We start from the raw sequence: 18,749 nt of genomic DNA on the forward strand, positions 1-18,749 counted from the left end.
TTTCTTGTCGCGCGATCGGTTCGAACGCCTACCCCAGCCGTCCCGCGGCATGCGCGAGCAGGGTGTAGACCAGCCCGGTCTCCGAGGTCAGGTGGCTGCTCAGCTCCTGCTGGCCGCGGCCGTCGCGGGCGACTTCGTCGAGCAGGCGCTCGAACTCCGCGATGTAGCGGTCGACGGTCTGCTTGAAGCCGCGGTCGGAGCGATATTTGCGGGCCACCTCATCGAAGGCCTTCTGGCCGGCCGGCGTGTAAAGGCGCTTGGAGAACGCCTTGTTCTCGCCGCGCTGGTAGCGATCCCACATCTCGGCCGCCAGCGTGCGGTCCATCAGCCGGCCGATATCGAGCGACAGCGACTCCAGCGGATTGGCGGCCGCCTGCTGCTGCGGACGCGGGCGCTGGGCGTCGCGACTCTGCGAGGCAGGCGGCGGCGCGTCGCTGCGATTGAGCAGGTCGGATAGCCAGCCGTCGCCGTTGTTGGGGCCGGCCGGGCTGACCGACGGGGCCTCAGTGCGGCGCGAGGTCGCCATGCCGAGATCAGGCGGCGGCAGCGTCGCGGCGCTGTTGCCATTGTCCCGCATGCGCACATCGCCACGGCCGCCGGCGGCAGCCATCACCGCCTCCTCGTGGCGGACGCTGGCGCGGTTGGTGCTGACCACGTCGAGCCCGCGGCCGTGGTGGGCGACGATGCGGTTCAGCTCGGCGAGTGCCTCGATCTGGTCGACGATCACCTTGCGCATCTGCGCGGTGTTTTCGGCGGCCTCCTGCGGCATTTCCAGCACGCCGCGGCGCAGCTCGTTGCGGGTAGCCTCGAGCTCGTTGTGCATCTCGCTCGCCATCTGCTTCATCGCCGTGACCATCGCGGAGAACTTCTCCGTCGATTCCTTGAACATCGCATCGGTCTCGGCGTTGCTCTGCTGGTAGAGGTCGTTCATGGCGTCGACGGTCTGCTGACGCTCGTTCTCGGCCGCCATGCGCACCGCCTCGAACTGCTTGCTGATCGCAGCCGAACCGGCGCCTGCGGTCTCGGCCACCACGCGTGCGATGTCGCGGGCGCGCTCCTCGGCAGCGCCGAGCGATTCATCGAGCAACCCGGTGAAGCGCGACAGCCGCTGGTCGAGATCGGTGGTGCGCAGGTCGATGGTCGTGACCAGCGATTCCAGCGCCGTCTTGCGCTCGCTGACGGAGGCCGTCGTCGAGCGGTTGGCCTGCTCGACCACGGCAGCCGCCTCGATCAGCGCCTTGCCATGGGTCTCGAACTGGCTCGACAGCGCGCCGAGATCTTCCAGCGCCTTGCCGGTCTTGCTGTTGAACACCGTAAGCTGGTCCTCCAGCGTCTGGGTCGCCACGCCGTTGCGCGAGGTGACGTCGTTCATGGCGGACACGAAGTCGGCCACGCGGGTCACCAGCGCACGCTCCAGCGAATTGAGGTTGTCGTGGGCGCCGGTCAACACTTCCTGCAGCAGGATGTTGCCCTCGCGCAGCCGCTCGAACAGTGCGACCGTATCGGTGCGCAGGATCTTGCTGGTCTCCTGCATCTCCGTGACGGCCGAGATCGAGACCTGGCGCGACTGGTCGATCGCCGAGCGCGAGGCCTGCTCGAGCTCCTTGAGCGACTTCGCCACCGCGCCGGTTGCCTGATCGCCGGCCGAGGTGATGTTGCGCGCGACATCGCCGCCATGCGCCGCCATCGACTGCGAGAAGGCGAGGCCGCGTGTTTCGATCGCCTTCAGCGCGTCCGCGGTGGCGCGATCCATGTCGGTCGCAAGCTGCGTGGTCTTGGCGGTCAGCGCCTCGACCAGCGAGCCGCGGCGGCCGTCGACAATCTGTGACAGACGCTCGGTCTGCTGCTGCACATAGGTGACGATCTCGTCGGTCTTGCCGGTCATCGCCGAGCCGAATGCGCTGGAGGCAGACAGCACCGAACGTTCGATGTCGGCGGAGGTCGTCTTGACCTTGGTCGAGACCTCGTTGGACATGTTGATCAGTGCGGCCTGCGCGTTCTGCGCCGAGGTCTGGATGTTGTCGGTGGTCTTGGCCGTGACCGAACCCAGCGCGCGCTCGATGTCGGTCGAGAGCGTGCGGATCTGGGCGGCGGCGTCGGCCGAGGTCGCGGCGAACGAGCTCTGGGCCTCGCGGGCGCTGCCCAGGATGGTCTGCGCGGTCTCCGCGCTGGCCGTGGTCAGCGAGCGCTCGATCTCGACGGAGATCGCGCGCATCTGGCTTGCAGCCTCGCTGGACGTTTCGACGAACGAGGTCTGGGCATCGCGGGCGCTGCCGAGGATCGTCTGCGCGGTGTTGGTGCCGACCGACGTTAGGGTGCGCTCGACATCGGCTGCCAGCGACTTGACGTGGTTGGCCGCTTCGGTCGACGCGGTGACGAGGGTGTTCTGCGCCTCGCGAGCGCCGGCCGTCAGCACCTCGACGGTGCCGGAACCGGCCATCGACAGCGCGCGCTGGATATCGGCGGCAAGCGCCGTCACCTTTGTCGCAGACTCGGTCGATGCATTGACCAGCATGCTCTGGGCTTCACGCGCGCCGGCCGTGATCGATTCCGCGGTGGCGGAGCCTGCCATCGAGAGCGATCGCTCCATGTCGGCCGCGAGCGTGCGGACCAGATCGGTTGCCTCGGTGGATGCGCCGGCCAGCGTGCTCTGGGCCTCGCGCGCGGCGGCGACGACGGCTTCCGCGGTGGCGGAGCCGGCCATCGACAGCGAGCGTTCGATGTCGGCCGCCAGCGTGCGGACCAGGTTGGTGGAGTCGGTCGACGCACCGGCAAGCGTGCTCTGAGCCTCGCGCGCGGCGGCGACGACGGCTTCCGCGGTGGCGGAGCCGGCGGTCGAGAGCGAGTGCTGCATGTCAGCCGCCAGCGTGCGGACCAGGTTGGTGGCTTCGGTCGACGCACCGGCAAGCGTGCTCTGGGCCTCGCGGGCGGAGGCGACGACGGCTTCCGCGGTGGCGGAGCCGGCCATCGAGAGTGAGCGCTCGACGTCGCTGGCGAGCGACTTGACCTGGCCGGTGACGTCGGCCGACGTCGCGATCAGCGTGGTCTGGGCCTCGCGGGCACCGGTCATGATCGCTTCGGCGGCCGCTGAGCCGGACATCGACAGCGATTGCTCGACGTCGGCGGCCAGCGACTTGACCTGGCTTGCGGCTTCGATCGAGGCCGAGACCAGCGTCGTCTGCGCGTCGCGGGCGCCGGACAGCACCGAGGCCGCGGTGGCGCTGCCGGCCGCCTGCAGCGTGCGCTCGACGTCCTCCGACAGCGCCTTGATCTGCGAGGCGACGTCGCCGGATGCGGAGACCAGCGAGACCTGGGCGTCGCGGGCACTGGTGAGGATCGAGTTGGCGGCGCTGGTGCCGACCGCGGTCAGCACGCTCTCGACCTCGGCGGAGCTTTGCTTGAGCTGGTTGCCGACGTCCGCGGACACGGTGAGCAGCGCCTGCTGCGCGGTGCGTGCGCCGGTCTGGATGGTTTCGCTGGTGTTGACCACGAGGTTGGTCAGTGAGCGCTCGGCGTCCTCGACATGGGACTTGATGCTCGACGACAGCAGTTCGGCGCGGGACATCAGGTCCTCGCTCGCCTGGCGGCCGCTGCTCTCGATGCGGCCCGCGACGGCCTCGACGCGCGAGCCCAGGAGGTCCTCGAACTGCGCGACGCGGGTGTCGATGTCACCGGCGATGACGCCGACACGGCTCTCGATGCCCTGCCGGATGTCGGCGAAGCGCGCCGAGATGGTGTCGGTCAGGCTTGCACTGTGACCATTGATGGTGTCGGCGAGGCGGGTGCTGTGCCCGTTGATCGTATCGACGAGGCGGATGCTGTGGCCGTCGATGGTCTCGGTGACGCCATTGATGCGGTGGTCGACCGCGGCGATCGCCTGCACGGTGCCCTCGGTCAGCGTCGTGGTGAGCAGGCCGAGGCGCGAGTCGATCGAGTGGATCGCCTGGGTGGCGCCTTCGGTCAGCTGCGTCGCGAGCGTGCCGAGATGGCCGTCGATGGTGTCGGTAACCGACTTGGCGCGGCTCTCGAAGGTGACCTCGAGCGTCTTCATGCGGCCGTCGATCGCGTCATCGAGCGACTGCAGGCGGCCGTCGAACGAGCCGATCTTGCTGGCGAGCGAGCTGTCGAACGACGACAGCTTGTCGGTCAGCGAGGCATCGAGATTGCTGACGCGGCTGCCGAGCGTGGTCTCGAACTGCAGCAGGCGCTGATCGAGCGAGGCGGTGATCTCGCCGCTATTGGTGGTGACGCGATGGTCGAAGGTATCGACATAGGTCTTCAGGCTGTCGGCGATGTCCTGGGTCCGCTGGCCCATGCGTTCGACGATGTCGCCGCCGAAGGTCTTCACCGTGCGGTCGAATTCGGAGATGTGGCGGGTTATCAGCGCGCCGAGCGTGCCGGAGTCGCGGGCGAATTTCTCGGCGAGCTCGCTGCCGTGGTTCTTCACCAGGTCGTCGAACGCGCTCATCTGCAGCGACAGCGAGTCGTGCGCGGTCTCGGTCTGGCCCACCACCTTGGCGACCAGCGAATTGACGGTGACGTCGAGCGCCTCGCTCGCCTTGTCGCCGGACGTCATGATCTGGCCGGCGAGGCGGTTGCCGGCGTCGTCGATCTTGCCGACGAGGTCGTTGCTGCGCAGCTCGAGTTCGAGCAGCAGCGAGTCCGCGGAGTTCTTCAGGGAGTCGTGGACTTCTTCGGTGCGGTCGGAGATGCCGTCGACGATAACAGACGAGCGCTGCTCGAATTCGCCGGTGATGCGGTCGATGCGCTCGTTCAGCATCTCGTGGACGCGATCGGCCAGATCGACGAACTCGTCATGGACGTGGCCGGTCTTGAAGTTGAGGCTGGTGGTCAGCCGCTCGGAGGCGTCGAGCACCGCGCGCGTGGTCTCGGCGCTGGCTTCCTCGAGGCGATCGAGCAGATCGCCGCCGCGCTCGCCGAGCGCGAGGATCATGTTGTCGCCGGCATGGCCCAGCGCGGTCGTGATGTGCTGGCCGCGCTCTTCCAGCGCGCCGGTGATGCTCTTGGCGACCTCGTCGACGCGCGAGGCAATCGCGTCCGAGATCAGCGCGATGTCGTGGCGCAGGTCGATCTGCACGCCGGAGATCGCGCTGCGCACCTGCTCGGCCTGGCCGACCAGATTGTCGCGCTGGTGGGCGATATCCTGCAGCAGCGCGCGGATGCGCACTTCATTGTCGGAATAGGCGCGTTCCAGCGCCGCAACCTCGTTGGCAACGAGGGTCTCGAGTTCGCCGGCGCGCGCGATCGCGCGCTCGACGCCGTCGCCCATCGCCGCGACCTCGCGGCGGATCGCCTGGCCGACCGTCACCATGGAATCCGCGGCGGCGTTTTCCGGCTCGGAGAAGCGCATCGCGACCTGCGCCATCGATTGCGCGATCATCTGCATGCGCTGACCGTGCGAGGCGAGGCTGGCGAGATAGTAGAACAGCAGGATCGGAACGGCGAACAGCGCGGCAAGGCCGGCGAACACCAGGACGCCGGTGCCCTGGGCCATCGAAGCCTGCAGGGCCGGCCAGAAAGCGATGGTGAGGATGACGCCGCCGAGCAGCCAGGCGCCGGAGCAAACAAAGAACAGCGTGAAGGCGTTGCGCGCCGAACGTCCGCCCTGCAGTGTCTGCAGCATCTGGCCGATGGTTTCGCGATCATCGTTGGCGGCGCGGCGTGGCGCGCGCGGCTCCTCGATCGGCTCGAACGCCGCACGATCGGCATTCGGGCGAGAGTCGCGAGAGTCGAACGATGCGGCTGAGAAATCCGGAGCAGGCGGCGGCAGGTTCGGCGGCGCGCTGCCTTCGTTGAGGGGGCTGCGGTTCTCCGCGCCCTGTTCGCTGATATTGAGGGCTTCCTGGATGGCAGAAAGCGCGACTTCGGTGGGATCTTTGACCTTCTTGGGAGTGTTCGCCATGTTCAGTCTAAGCCCTCTCACTATTTTACGCGTCGGCGAGCTTGCGATCGTCCCCACGCAAGCTCGAAGCCGGTGCCCACAAGCGGAGCGCAAGCGGCCCCCTCGGCGGCTTGTCCGCTACATCCGCAAACATCCTATTGGGAGAGCGATGCGAATGAAATGCTTGCGATTAATACTTTCTTAATCATCGTTAACAGCTTTGCGCCATAAGGTCTTATGGGCACTCGAAATTCCTGCTGTAGAGCGCCGATTGTGTCCGGAAATTGTCCAGAATCTGGCGGATTTGCCGATCATCCCGACAACAATCCGTTAACCAGTTTCGTGATTGGCTGGTCCGACGATCCGCCGGCGAGGCCCGGCGGAGACGACAGGGACAGGCCATGCCGCTTCATCTTGAACGGGTTGAATGGACGCAATCGCCGCCGCTCGCGCCCGGCGACGGGCCGGTCAACGTCGATCATCTCCAGCGCATGACGCTGGGCGACCCGGATCTGGAGCGGGAAGTCCTGGCGATGTTCTCGACCCAGTCGGCCCGGATCCTCGGTGAGTTGGCCGCCTTGCCGCCCGAGGCGGCGACCCACGCCCACACCCTGAAAGGGTCGGCGCGGGCGATTGGTGCCTTCGGCGTCGCCGAGGCCGCCGCCAAGCTGGAGACCGCGCTGACCGGCGGTTCCGATCCGGCCCAGCCGCTGGCTGCGCTTGGGGCCGCGATCGCCGAGGCGCGCACGGCGATCGAGCTGATTCTGGGCCGCTCCTAGGCTCCTGACGCCGCAACGGCTCTCCGCAACGGCTCTCCGCAACGGCTCTCCGCAACGACCTGGGCGGCCCGTCTGGGCCGGCCGGCAGGTTTTCGGTCTCCGCGCTAGCGCTGTGCGGATCGACCCGTTATACGACTGCCCGGGACCTTTCCATCTATCGTCCGGCGCACTCCGGCAGCACGAGCAATCATGGCCAAAATCCACTTTATCGACCATTCCGGCGAGAAACGCACAGTTGAGATCGAGAACGGCGCGACGGTGATGGAAGGCGCGATCCGCAATGCCATTCCCGGCATTGAAGCCGAATGCGGCGGCGCCTGCGCCTGTGCGACCTGCCATGTCTATGTCGATGAAGCCTGGCGCGAGAAGGTCGGCGCGCCGTCGCCGATGGAAGAGGACATGCTGGATTTCGGCTTCGACGTGCGTCCGAATTCGCGGCTGTCCTGCCAGATCAAGGTCACCGACGATCTCGACGGATTGGTCGTGTCGACGCCGGAACGGCAGGCCTAAGTCTCTTAATCCTGATTCACCCCGCTAATCCGGATTCACCCCGCGACGGACCCAGCGGCGGAAGTTCTCCTTGACCTCCGCCGGCAACGGCGTCGGCCTGCGCGTGGCCTCATCGATCATCACGGTGATCGCCTTCGCCGACGCCACGCATCTCCCTTCCGAAAACACCACCTGATCGAACGTGGTCGATGTCCGTCCGAACTTGACGAGACCGAGCCCGAGCTCGATCTGACCCGGCCAATGCAACTCGGCGCGGAAATGGATGTCGAGGCGCACCATGATCCAGCCGAGCCCTGCCGGCATCAGCCCCATGCTGCGGTCTTTCACCAGCGTGACGCGGCCGGTTTCAAAATAGCTTGCATAGACAGCGTTGTTGACGTGCCCGTTGGGGTCGAGATCGGCAAAGCGCACATTGTCGGACAGGCGGTAGGGAAAGTCTTCCAGGCGCGGCGCATCGTCGGCACGGACAGGGGCATTCACGAGGGGATCTCCATCGGTTTCCCGCCATACAGCCGAGTTGCGCTAGCTCGGCAAGGGGTTGCCGCGCCAGCCGCTGTCCCTATTATGCATGTCCCGATCCGGCCATACTCGACCGGACAGGCGAAAGCCGTCCAGTCGATCTCAACTGAAAAGAAGCGGATATGAGCGAAGCGATCAAGACCGATGTGCTGATTATTGGCGCGGGCCCCTGCGGACTGTTCGCCGTGTTCGAACTGGGCCTGCTCGACATGAAGGTGCATCTGGTCGACATCCTCGACAAGATCGGCGGGCAGTGCGCCGAGCTTTATCCCGAGAAGCCGATCTACGACATTCCCGGCATTCCCTTCGTCACCGGCCAGGGCCTCACCGAGCAGCTGCTGGAGCAGATCAAGCCGTTCGCTCCGACCTTCCATCTCAACGAGATGGTGGAGAGCATCGAGAAGATCGGCGACCCCTTGTTCCGCGTGAAGACCGATGCCGGCAAGGAGTTCGAGGTCAAGGTCGTCGTGATCTCGGCCGGCGGAGGTTCGTTCCAGCCCAAGCGGCCGCCGGTGCCCGGCATCGAGGCCTATGAAGGCACGTCGGTGTTTTATGCCGTGCGCAAGATGGAGCAGTTTCGCGACAAGAATATCCTGATCGTCGGCGGCGGCGACTCCGCGCTCGACTGGACGCTCAATCTGCATCCGATCGCCAAGCGCATCACGCTCTTGCACCGGCGCGACGATTTCCGCGCGGCGCCGCACAGCGTCGAGCAGATGCGCGGGCTGGTCGCCGACGGCAAGATGGATCTGAAGATCGGCCAGGTGACGGGGCTCGAAGGCGCGAACGGTCAACTCTCGGGCGCGGCCCTGAAGGGCAACGACAATGCGGTCTCGACGATCGCCTGCGATACGATGCTGCCGTTCTTCGGGCTCACCATGAAGCTTGGTCCGGTCGCGAACTGGGGCGTGGCACTGGAGAACAATCTGGTGCCGGTCGATACCGCGGCGTTCGAGACCAACATTCCCGGCATCTTCGCGATCGGCGACATCAATACCTATCCGGGCAAGCTGAAGCTCATTCTCTCCGGCTTCCACGAGGGCGCGCTGATGGCGCAGAAGGCGCACCGCTACGTGTATCCGGACAAGCGGCTGGTGTTCCAATACACAACCTCGTCATCGAGTTTGCAGAAGAAACTTGGAGTGAACTGAATCCATCCGACAGCGACCAATGCCGGGGGCATCGGCCAGTCCCTGCGCGGCGCGGGTACTGGAACACTCCGTGAAATGGCCGTAGTCTGCTGCTATTCGAGTTTGTCGATTGATCAGGTGATGATGATGCGGAACAAGCTGTCCAGACTTCGGCTGATCTTTGCGATCGCCACGGCGTTTGCGCTGGCTGCTCCGCTTGCGGCTTCGGCGGCCGATCCATCATCGGCGGCCGGCCTCTGGCAGAAGATCGAGGACGGCAAGCCCGAGGGCTGGTTCCTGGTGATTGAACACAACGGCATCTTTGAAGGCGTGATCGCCAAGATGTTTTCCGATCCCGATGAGCCGCCCAATCCGGTCTGCTCGAAATGCACCGATGATCGCAAGAATGCGCCGTGGCTTGGTCTGTCGTTCATCCGCGATATGAAGCGCGATGGCCTCAAGTACGAAAACGGCAATGTGCTCGATCCGCGCGACGGCAAGATCTACAAAGCCAAGATGACACTGAGCGCCGACGGGCAGAAGCTGACCATGCGCGGCTATCTCGGCATCTCACTGTTTGGCAAGGATGAGGTCTGGACGCGGTTGCCGGACAGTGCGATAGCCCAGCTCGATCCCGCGATCGTCGCCAAATATCTGCCGGCGCAAGCCGCGGCGGTGAAGCCACCACCGCCAGCGCCCGTGCCTGCGACGAAGCGGCACTAGGGACTTCTGTCTCTCTCTCACTCTCTTTCTCGCTTCTGACCTGGATTACGAACGCTCGCGTCCGCACTCGTGCGGTCCGAGCGTTTAGAGCGTTTTCGAGCGAAGTGGATACCGGTTCGCGTTGAAGAAAACGCGTCAAAACAAGAATCCAGAGCCCCGTTCCGATTCAATCGGAACGGAAAAGACTCTAGCGTTGCTCGGGTACATTCGGCAGCGGCGCGACCGGCTCGGAAATCACCTCAGGCACAGTGGTGTTCAACTGCAGCACGGTGGCGGCCGCGGGCACCGCGGCATCGGCCATCGCCGCATGGCCTTCCGCGCTTGGGTGCACCGCGCCGCCATACACCGCCGACAAGATCCCCCACGTCGCGTCGTGAATGTCGGTTGGCTGCATCGAGGACGGCAGGCCTTGCGGGTAGGTCATTGCCGCAAAATAGCTGTCGTTGGCGTCGCGGATCCAGCGTGCACGCGGCAGATAGGCGCGGTATTCGCCGGCGCTGCGGCCGCATTTGAGCGGCTGGCTGGCCGCGGCGACGATGTCGGACACGAAGCTGTCGCCGTTGGTGGCGAAGCAGTCGCGGTCGAACTCCGGGTCGGTCGATGCACGCGCGCAGAAGCCGTGGCTTGCAAACGCTTCCTGATGCGCATCGACGAAAGTCATGCGATCGGCCTGCGGATTGCGGCAGATGATGCCGGATTGACACTGCGCGATCGCCTTGAGTTGCGGCAGGAACTCGTTCTGCACGAAGCTCGAGACCTCCGCGAGCCGCCGCGGATCGGCATTGAACGAGGGATGGATATCGAAGCCGGCTCGGCCGCCGGGACACGGCGTGCCCCCATTGGCCAGCGCCGGATTGGCGTAGGCCGTGTAGATCACGCGCGAGAGGTCGCCGCCGACCAAGGGCTTCAGCGCATCGCGCAGCTTGGCGAAACCAGCCGGCAGGTCGCGCGCCAGTGCCGAGCGGGCATCGTCGACGCTGGCCATCGAGCCGCCGCGGTTGAACAGCGTGCGTTCGGTCGGCGTGTCGACGATCACGTTGGCGACGAGGCCGGAGAAGTAGATGTCGTTGGCGCCGATCGACAGCAGCACGAGGTCGAGCGTGCGGTCCGGCTGCCGGCGCCTGGCGGCGGCGAGTGCGGTGCGCAGTTCCGCGATCTGGCCGTTGACGGTGCCCGAGCAGGTGTTGGCGGTTTTCGTCGGCAGACATTCCCGTGCCTGCTGCGAGCCGAGCAGGCCGTCGGCGATGGTGGCGCCGGTGCAGGCCAGCGGCAGATAGGTCACCGCGATGTGCGGATATTGCACGGCGAGCGCGAGCGCCGTGCGGGTCTGGTAGCTGTACAGCGACCGGTGACAGGCCGAGTTGAGCCACAACGCGCTCTGGCGCTGCCAGTTTGTCAGGGTATCCGGCGCCTCGCAGGCGCGGCCGCCTTTGTAGCCGGCGCGGCTCGGCCGGTAATATTGTGCCCCGCCGAGATAGGAGCGGAAGCAGAACCCTTCGTCGGAGAGCGCAATCGCGCGGTCGGGATTGCCTTCGCCGGATGCGATGCTGTCGCCGAGGCCCGCGATCAGCAAATCACGCACCTCGATCTGCGTCGTCACGCGCTGGTTGGCGTCCGAGCCGCTTGCGACGTCGACGGTCGCGACCGTGGTGCGGCCGTAGCGGACGCGCAGGTTGACCGGCTCGGCGCAGTCGAATGTTGAGGTTTGTGGCCCGTCGCCGTCGTCGAACGACCAGGCGCAGGTCGCGCCAACCGGAACCGGGCCGGTGAGCTGCGCGACGATCGGGTGATCGATCGGCGTCAGATAGCTTTCCTTGACGTTGTCGCGGGTGCAGGGCTCGTTGACGCGGCCTTGCAGGTCGATGCAGAGCCGGTTCACCGTGTTGCGCGACCAGCCGCGGCCGTCGCTTTGCAGTTCCAGCGCCTGTTCCGAGGCCAGCACGCTGCGGCCGAGCCCGCTTTCGACATGCAGGCGGAAGTCGCGCTCCTCGCGGAACAGGCGGAAGCGGTTGCGGACCTCCCAGGAGATCTGCAGGGAGTTGTCCTGCGCCGCCGCCGCCGATGCGAGTACCGCCGCCAGCGCGCTGCCGAGCAGCACGCTGCAGACCGTCACACGAAACGAAAATCGAACCAAAATGCCAATCATGGCGCGGTTTGACGCGAGCGGTACGGCGAAAATAAGAGAAGCGGCTGCGGGGATCGAAAATCCGGGATCGAAAAACCGGGACTGAAAGCAGGGGCCTTGGGCCCGATGACGTCGCCTGTTACCGTTTCAGCTGCCTGATCCGCTGCTGCCGGCTTTCGATCGGTTGCCGCACGGTCGCCGAAGCCGTGCAGGCTTGGCTCAATCTTTTTCGCTCCTGCCACGGCTGCACCACGTTGAGCCACAGCTCGCGCATGCCCATGATCGAGATCGAAATCCCGAACGGAATCAGGAAATAGAGGATACGGAACACGACCAGCGTCGCCAGCAACTGCTCCTTGCTGAACTCCGGCAGCGCCACCAGCATCGCGGCGTCGAACACACCGATCGAGCCGGGGGCGTGGCTGGCGAAGCCGAGCAGCGTCGCCAGGATGAACACGACCGCCAGCGAGACGAAGTCGATATGCGGCTCGGTCGGCATCAGGAGGTACATTGCGAGCGCGCAGAAGCCCAGGTCGACCACGCCGATGATGATCTGCAGCAGCGTCAGCTTGGCGGAGGGCAGCACCACCTTCCAGCCGTTCTGGCCAAGCTCGCGGCGTTTCTCACCGGTCAGCAGCCAGACGAAATAGGCGCCGATGCCGGCAAGGCAGCCGAGCGCGATCAGCCGGTTCATTGCCGGCGGCAGCAGGTCCATCGCCGACGCCGCCGCGGGGTGCCAGGCCATGCCGAACCCGAGCACGAACAAATTGCCGAGCCAGAAGGTCAGGCCCGACAGAAAGCAGATCTTGGCGACGTCGATCGCGGAGAGGCCGTAATCGGAATAGATCCGGAAGCGGATCGCGCCGCCGGTGAAGACGGTGGCGCCGATATTGTGACCGATCGTGTAGCTGGTGAAGCTCGATAGCGCTGCGATGCGGTAAGGGACATGGGTTTTGCCGATCGTGCGCAGCGCGAAGAAGTCATAGAAGGTCAGCGTGCAGAACGCTCCGACCACGCAGAGCGCCGCGAGCGCGATCCGGTGCGGCGCGATGTCGGTCAACGCGGTGAGGATGATACCGGTATCGACGCCCTTCAGGGTGTGCACCAGCGTCGTGATCGCAAACGCGATGATCAACACACTCGCGGCGATCCCGAGCCGTTTCCAGCCGATCTTTTCCTTGAAACCACGCCCAAGCGTGGTCAGCAGCCGAAGCATTCATCCTCCCGGCGGGCGGCAATTTCAGTGGGACCCGGTCACGGACGGCGACGGGTGACGGGCAAGCGCACCGTACGCGATGACCCATAAGGCAAAACTGATGCGTTGTGCAGCCCTTGACAAGCCAAGCTTTGGCTTCTGTCCAGCGTCGTTGTCATACGCGCTACATATGTTCTCGCTCTGCGGAATGTGAGTCGCGGGCATGCCGTCCGTTGCCACGGGACTGCTGCATGTTCCGCTGTTCCAGGCGATTTCGTCGGTATTTTTGCCGATTTTGTGATCGTCCCGACACTGCCGCGGCGCTGTTGGCGGAACACGAATAGACGATATGCATCAGCATGGGGACATCCGAACCGGTCGTGGCGTTTACCAAAGTGTGAAGTCGACGCGTGCCTGCGCATGATCCGGCTGTGGACCGCTGTTCGGGCCGGAATGAGACGCCCCGGGGACAGTCCGTAGGTCTATTGAGGCAAAACGCCGCGCAAGGTCGCTGCGGCCAGATGGCCGGATCGGCACGACGATGCCACACTTCGACCAGCGGCGAAATGTTCTGGCGAAACGAACGCCTATGTCTCGCATTGTTTGCCGAGAGCGAGGACGAGACCATGCAACAGACATCCCTCAACGTCGGACGCATGCCGGACCAGCGCGCGGCGTCGCATCACCCGTCGACCGGGCTTGCGGCGACCTTGACGCTCGCCGCGATGAGTCTCGGTTACGGCGTCGTGCAGCTCGACGTCACCATCGTCAACACGGCGCTCAACGCCATCGGCGCCTCGCTCGGCGGCGGCGTTGCCGAACTGCAATGGGTGGTCAGCGCCTACACCATCGCCTTTGCCGCCTTCATCCTGACCGCGGGCGCGCTCGGCGACCGGATCGGTGCCAAGCGCATCTTCATGGCGGGCTTTGCGATCTTCACCGCGGCATCGTTCGCATGTGCGGTCGCGCCTGATGCCATGACGCTGATCGCTGCGCGCTGCGTGCAGGGGCTGGCCGCGGCCATCCTGGTGCCGAATTCACTCGCCCTGCTGCGCCATGCCTATGCGGACGAGAAGGCGCGTGGACGCGCGGTCGGCGTCTGGGCCGCAGGCGCCAGCCTTGCGCTGACCGCGGGTCCGTTCGTCGGCGGCGGACTGATCACGCTGGTCGGCTGGCGCGCGATCTTCCTGGTCAATCTGCCGATCGGCCTGGCCGGCCTTTGGCTCGCCTGGCGCTTTGCCGGCGAAACCATGCCTCATCAGCAGCACCAGCTCGACCTGCCGGGCCAGCTGGCCGCGATTGCTGCGCTGGGCACGCTGGCCGGCGCGCTCATCGAAGGCGGCGCGCTCGGCTGGGGCAGCCCGTTCGTGGTCGCTGGCTTCGTTCTCGCCGCCGTCTTCTCCGCGCTGTTCATCTGGCACGAGGCACGCGCGCCGCAGCCGATGCTGCCGCTCTCGCTGTTCAGCCACCGGATGTTTGCCGTGACCTCGCTGGTCGGCCTTCTGGTGAACGTTGCGTTCTACGGGCTGATCTTCGTGCTCAGCCTCTACTTCCAGCAGGTCAACGGGCTGTCGGCGTTCGCAACCGGTCTGGCGTTCGTGCCGATGCTTGGCGCCGTGCTGCCCGCCAACCTGATCGCGCCGCTCGTCGCGGAGCGGATCGGCGCGCCGGCGGCGATCGCGCTCGGCGCAGCGCTCTCGGCCGCCGGATGTCTGGCACTGCTGTTCATCGGTCCCGGCACAAGCTATCTCGCGATCTGTCTGCAATTGCTGGCCATCAGCGGCGGCCTCGGGCTGCTGGTGCCGCCTCTGACATCAACGTTGCTCGGCAGTGCCGAGCCGAAGCATGCCGGCATCGCGGCCGGGGTGCTGAATGCGACCCGGCAGACCGGCAGCGTGCTCGGTGTTGCGCTGTTCGGCTCGATGGTCAGCCGGTCCGCGGCGTTCATCGCCGGCCTGCATGCGGCCCTCGTGATCTCCGCCGCTGTGCTGCTTGCGGCCGCTGCGCTGATCTGGATCGGCACATCATCGCAAGCGCGGCAATGAGAACTGCCGCGAACGTGAAATTGCACCGGCGCCAGCGTGAGCAAGTCACATAGGCATCCTGCCTTTCGACGCGATCTCGGCCGAATTCAAGGCTTCTTCACCATGCGTGGAACCTTGTTGCGGTGCGGTTACCGTTCGTACACGAATACGCTTGTTCTTATGGGTCCATAACGGGGGCCTATATGCATCGCGTTCTAACCTGTCTCACCTTGGAACATGACTGGCGCTTGGTCGTGCTTGGTGGGGTGATCTGCCTGCTCGCCAGCGCCGTCGCGGTCAGCCTGTTTCACCGTGCCCGCGCCGCACAAGGCCGCGCCCGCGAGATCTGGATCGGTCTTGATGCGGCAGTCGGCGGTTGCGGTATCTGGGCCACCCATTTCGTCGCCATGCTGGCGTATGATCCCGGTATTGAAGCCGGATACAGCATTCCCATCACGCTGCTGTCGCTGGTGCTCGCGGTCGCGATCCTGGCCGTCGGATTGGCCGTCGCAACGCTCGACGAACGCTGGTGGACGGTCGCGGCCGGTGGCGCAATCGTCGGCGCCGGTGTTGCGGCGATGCATTACACGGGCATGCTGGGGCTGGAGCTGCCCGCGCGCATCGTCTGGTCGCCAGGCATCGTGGCCGTGTCGGTCGTATTCGGAAGCCTGTTTGGCGCGCTCGCGCTCGTCGTTGCCGCGCGTGGCGAACGTTTTGGATACACTGCCGCCGCGACCGGTCTGCTGACCGTTGCGATCGTCTCGCATCATTTCACCGCGATGGGCGCGGTGACACTCGTCCCGGATCCGGCGATCGTTCCCGGCGGACTTACGGTCTCGCCGCGCGTGCTCTCGTTCATGACCGCGGTTGCTGCGTTCGCGATCCTCGGCCTCTCGCTGATCGCCTCCATCCTCGATCGTCGCGCCAAGACCGAACTTCAGAAGCAGAAGGTGGTGCTGGATACCGCGCTCGAAAACATGTCGCAGGGGCTGTGCATGTTCGATGCTGATGGCCGTATCATGCTGTTCAACGAGCGCTACAGCGACATGATGGGGCGCAATCGCGTACCGCTGCAGGGACGCCTGCTGATTGACGTTCTGCAGGACCTCCATTCCATCGGTGAGTGGGACGGCGATCCCGAGGAGTTCTGCAACGCGCTCGTCGCCGAGGCTAAGGGCGGCCACACCGCGACGCGGATCGTCAGCCGCAATGAGCGTGCGATCCGTGTCGTCGATCAGCCGATGAAGGGCGGCGGCTGGGTCGCGACCTTCGAGGACATCACCGAATGGCAGCAGGCACAGGAACAGATTTCACACATGGCGCGGCATGACGCGCTGACCAATCTGCCGAACCGGACGCTGTTCCGTGAGCAGCTGGAGAAGGCCTCCAGATTAGCCAAGCGCTCCGACCAGCTGGCGGTGCTCTGTCTCGATCTCGACCATTTCAAGGAAATCAACGACACGCTCGGACATCCGATCGGCGACGCGCTGCTGCGCGAAGTCGCGCGTCGGCTGGGCGAATGCGTGACCGAGCATGACACCGTGGCGCGGCTCGGCGGCGACGAATTCGCCATCGTGCAATTCTGCAGCAACTGCGAACCGTCCGTCGTGTCGTCGCTGGCAAGTCTCGTGGTCGAGCGGATCGCCGCGCCTTACGAGATCGGCGGCCACCAGCTCGTGATCGGCGTCAGCATCGGCATCTCGCTCGCGCCCGAGGACGGCAAGGGTCCCGACGAACTGCTGCAAAAGGCCGATCTCGCGCTGTACCGCGCCAAGGCCGACGGCCGCGGCACCTATCGGTTCTTCGAGACCGGAATGGATGCGCGTGCGCAGGCGCGCCGCCTGCTGGAGCACGACCTGCGGCTCGCGCTCGAGCGCGACGAGTTCGAGGTCTACTACCAGCCGATCCGCGATGTCGCGGGCGATCGGGTGGTCGCCTTCGAGGCGCTGGCGCGCTGGAACCACGCGCTGCGTGGCTTGATCGCGCCCAACAATTTCATCCCCGTCGCCGAGGAAACCGGGCTGATCGTTCCGCTCGGCGAGATCGTGCTGCGCAAGGCTTGCGCCGAGGCCGCAAGATGGCCCAAGGACATCGCGGTCGCCGTCAACCTGTCTCCGGTGCAGTTCAAGAACCCGAACCTGGTGTCGTCGGTGAAGGCGGCGCTGAAAGCATCTAGCCTGTCGGCGGATCGGCTCGAGCTCGAGATCACCGAATCGGTGCTGCTGCAGAACAGCGAGGCGACGCTCGCCGTGCTGCATGAGCTGCGCGGTTTCGGCGTCCGGATCTCGCTGGATGATTTCGGCACCGGCTATTCCTCGCTGAGCTATCTGCGCAGCTTCCCGTTCGACAAGATCAAGATCGACCGTTCGTTCGTGACCGACCTCGCAACGCGCGAGGACTCCATGGCGATCGTGCGCGCGGTCACCGGTCTCGGCAAGAGCCTCGGCATCGTTACCACGGCCGAGGGCGTTGAGACCGATACCCAGTTCGACCTGCTGCGCCAGGAGGGCTGCACGCAGGCGCAAGGCTATCTGTTCAGCCCGCCGCGGCCGGCGGCCGACGTCGCCAAGATGTTGCGCTGGGCACCGGAGCGGTCGGTGGCCTGATTTGGGAGACGGCGGGCGCGCTCAGCCTTTGCGCAGAGCAAAATAGGCGCCGCAGAACGCCATCACGGCGCCGAGGCACAAGGCGGCCAGGCCGGCGAGCACGGCAGAAATGCTCGAGACTGTGCTTGGCGCCGATGCGGCCTGGCCGGCGCCGGCCAGCATCAGCACGCCGACGACGATCAGGAATTGCCGCATCCGCTGCGGGATCTGGCCGGCGACGGCGCTGTGCATCAGATTGGCGGTGAAGTAGCCGCCGGAAAACCCGACGCTTGCGATCAGCCACCACGCAATCGCCGCGCCCGCCGGCATGAATTCGTGGCTATCGGAGCGCCACAGGCCGCCGAGATCGAGCCCGTAGCGCGCGCCCAGCATGTGCACGGCCAGCGCCAGCAGCACGCCGGATATCATCGCGCCGCCGAGGATGAGGTAACGCGGAAAATAGGTCGTCTCGGGCATGGCTCGCTTGTAGGATAGGCGTGACGTGCAGCGCAAGCGCGCGCACGGGCTCGAACGGGTGGAACGGCGGATTGCCAACAGCGTTGCAGGATCACTCGGGGGCGGGCGAGGGCACAGCGGTGCGCTATGCCTACAAGGCCTCGTTGATCGGCTCAGCGCACCAGTTCGAGTTGACCGAGGACGGGCTGTCGTGGCGGATCGCCGGCAGGTCGGGTGTATGGGATTACGCCGACATCTCCGCGATGAAGTTGTCCTATCGCCCGGTCTCGATGCAGCAGCAGCGGTTTCGCGCAGACATCGACAACGCCCAGGGCGGTCGGATCGCGATCCTCTCGACCACTTGGCAGACCGCGACGCTGATGGCGCCGCAGGGGCATCTCTATCGTGACTTCATCGTCGAGCTGCATCGCCGGATGCAGGCGGCGGGCAGCACCGCCAGGCTGGTCGGAGGCCTTGGGCCGAAGACATATACGGCCGCGCTGGCGTTGCTGGCGTGCCTTGCGGCGGCAATGATCGGATTGCTGCTGATGGCGCTGCTGACATTCAATTGGACGGGCGCGCTGTTTCTGGTCGGCTTTGCCGCGCTGTTCGCCTGGCAGGTCGGCGGCTTCGTCACGCGCAACCGGCCGCGCCGCTACAGCTTCGATCGATTGCCCGACGCGCTGCTGCCGCAGGCGGTTCGCAATCAGTGAGGCCGCGGTTCTAGCAATCGGACTGTAAGCGGGCTGTAAGCAACGCGCTGTAAACTTGGCAACTGATTTGCTTCACGCTGGAGTGTCA

General features: G+C 65.6%; 12 protein-coding genes. 7 read left to right on the forward strand and 5 right to left on the reverse strand.

All coding sequences use genetic code 11. The annotated features are described in order from the left end of the window. Positions 1-28: 28 nt before the first annotated feature. Entirely contained in the window at positions 29-5,923 is a 5,895-nt protein-coding gene (locus ABIB78_RS36120; protein WP_429033693.1) for a negative regulator of septation ring formation, read from the reverse strand. Positions 5,924-6,303: 380 nt separating this feature from the next. Here ABIB78_RS36120 and ABIB78_RS36125 point away from each other — a divergent pair, with 380 nt between their 5' ends. Both ABIB78_RS36125 and ABIB78_RS36130 read left to right on the forward strand, forming a co-directional pair. Then, positions 6,304-6,681 carry an Hpt domain-containing protein gene (locus tag ABIB78_RS36125; RefSeq protein WP_429033695.1) on the forward strand — a complete coding sequence of 126 codons (378 nt, stop codon included), beginning with the start codon at positions 6,304-6,306 and terminating at the stop codon, positions 6,679-6,681. 189 nt (positions 6,682-6,870) lie between these two features. Then, positions 6,871-7,191 (forward strand): 2Fe-2S iron-sulfur cluster-binding protein, encoded by a 321-nt coding sequence (locus ABIB78_RS36130; protein WP_018272592.1) that lies wholly within the window; start codon positions 6,871-6,873, stop codon positions 7,189-7,191. 24 nt (positions 7,192-7,215) lie between these two features. Here ABIB78_RS36130 and ABIB78_RS36135 read toward each other — a convergent pair whose 3' ends face one another. Continuing rightward, the gene (locus ABIB78_RS36135) at positions 7,216-7,671 is read right to left on the reverse strand and encodes an acyl-CoA thioesterase (RefSeq protein WP_429033697.1); all 456 of its coding nucleotides are present in this window, start codon (positions 7,669-7,671) and stop codon (positions 7,216-7,218) included. 161 nt (positions 7,672-7,832) lie between these two features. Here ABIB78_RS36135 and ABIB78_RS36140 point away from each other — a divergent pair, with 161 nt between their 5' ends. Then, positions 7,833-8,861 carry an NAD(P)/FAD-dependent oxidoreductase gene (locus ABIB78_RS36140; protein WP_429033699.1) on the forward strand — a complete coding sequence of 343 codons (1,029 nt, stop codon included), beginning with the start codon at positions 7,833-7,835 and terminating at the stop codon, positions 8,859-8,861. Between the two features lie 126 nt (positions 8,862-8,987). After that, complete coding sequence (locus tag ABIB78_RS36145; protein ID WP_429033701.1) at positions 8,988-9,563, forward strand: DUF2147 domain-containing protein; 576 nt, start codon at positions 8,988-8,990, stop codon at positions 9,561-9,563. Between the two features lie 187 nt (positions 9,564-9,750). Here ABIB78_RS36145 and ABIB78_RS36150 read toward each other — a convergent pair whose 3' ends face one another. Further along, entirely contained in the window at positions 9,751-11,709 is a 1,959-nt protein-coding gene (locus ABIB78_RS36150) for a hypothetical protein (protein ID WP_429033703.1), read from the reverse strand. A gap of 118 nt (positions 11,710-11,827) precedes the next feature. Continuing rightward, positions 11,828-12,904, reverse strand: coding sequence for a lysylphosphatidylglycerol synthase transmembrane domain-containing protein (locus tag ABIB78_RS36155; protein WP_429033704.1), 1,077 nt, complete (start codon positions 12,902-12,904; stop codon positions 11,828-11,830). Between the two features lie 605 nt (positions 12,905-13,509). Here ABIB78_RS36155 and ABIB78_RS36160 point away from each other — a divergent pair. Both ABIB78_RS36160 and ABIB78_RS36165 read left to right on the forward strand, forming a co-directional pair. Further along, positions 13,510-14,928: an MFS transporter gene (locus ABIB78_RS36160; RefSeq protein ID WP_429033706.1), complete on the forward strand. Its 1,419-nt coding sequence runs from the start codon at positions 13,510-13,512 to the stop codon at positions 14,926-14,928. A gap of 182 nt (positions 14,929-15,110) precedes the next feature. Next, a complete protein-coding gene (locus tag ABIB78_RS36165; protein ID WP_429033708.1) occupies positions 15,111-17,513 on the forward strand; it encodes an EAL domain-containing protein in 2,403 nt (800 codons plus the stop codon). A 21-nt stretch (positions 17,514-17,534) separates the two neighbouring features. On the opposite strand, the gene ABIB78_RS36170 is transcribed toward ABIB78_RS36165, so the two are convergent. Beyond that, entirely contained in the window at positions 17,535-17,969 is a 435-nt protein-coding gene (locus ABIB78_RS36170; protein WP_429033710.1) for a hypothetical protein, read from the reverse strand. 71 nt (positions 17,970-18,040) lie between these two features. Between ABIB78_RS36170 and ABIB78_RS36175 the strand changes: the two genes are divergently transcribed. Then, a complete protein-coding gene (locus tag ABIB78_RS36175; protein ID WP_429033712.1) occupies positions 18,041-18,661 on the forward strand; it encodes a hypothetical protein in 621 nt (206 codons plus the stop codon). Positions 18,662-18,749: the final 88 nt, after the last annotated feature.

The organism is Bradyrhizobium sp. I1.14.4, assembly GCF_050435825.1.
In the GTDB taxonomy this organism is placed as follows: Bacteria; Pseudomonadota; Alphaproteobacteria; order Rhizobiales; family Xanthobacteraceae; genus Bradyrhizobium.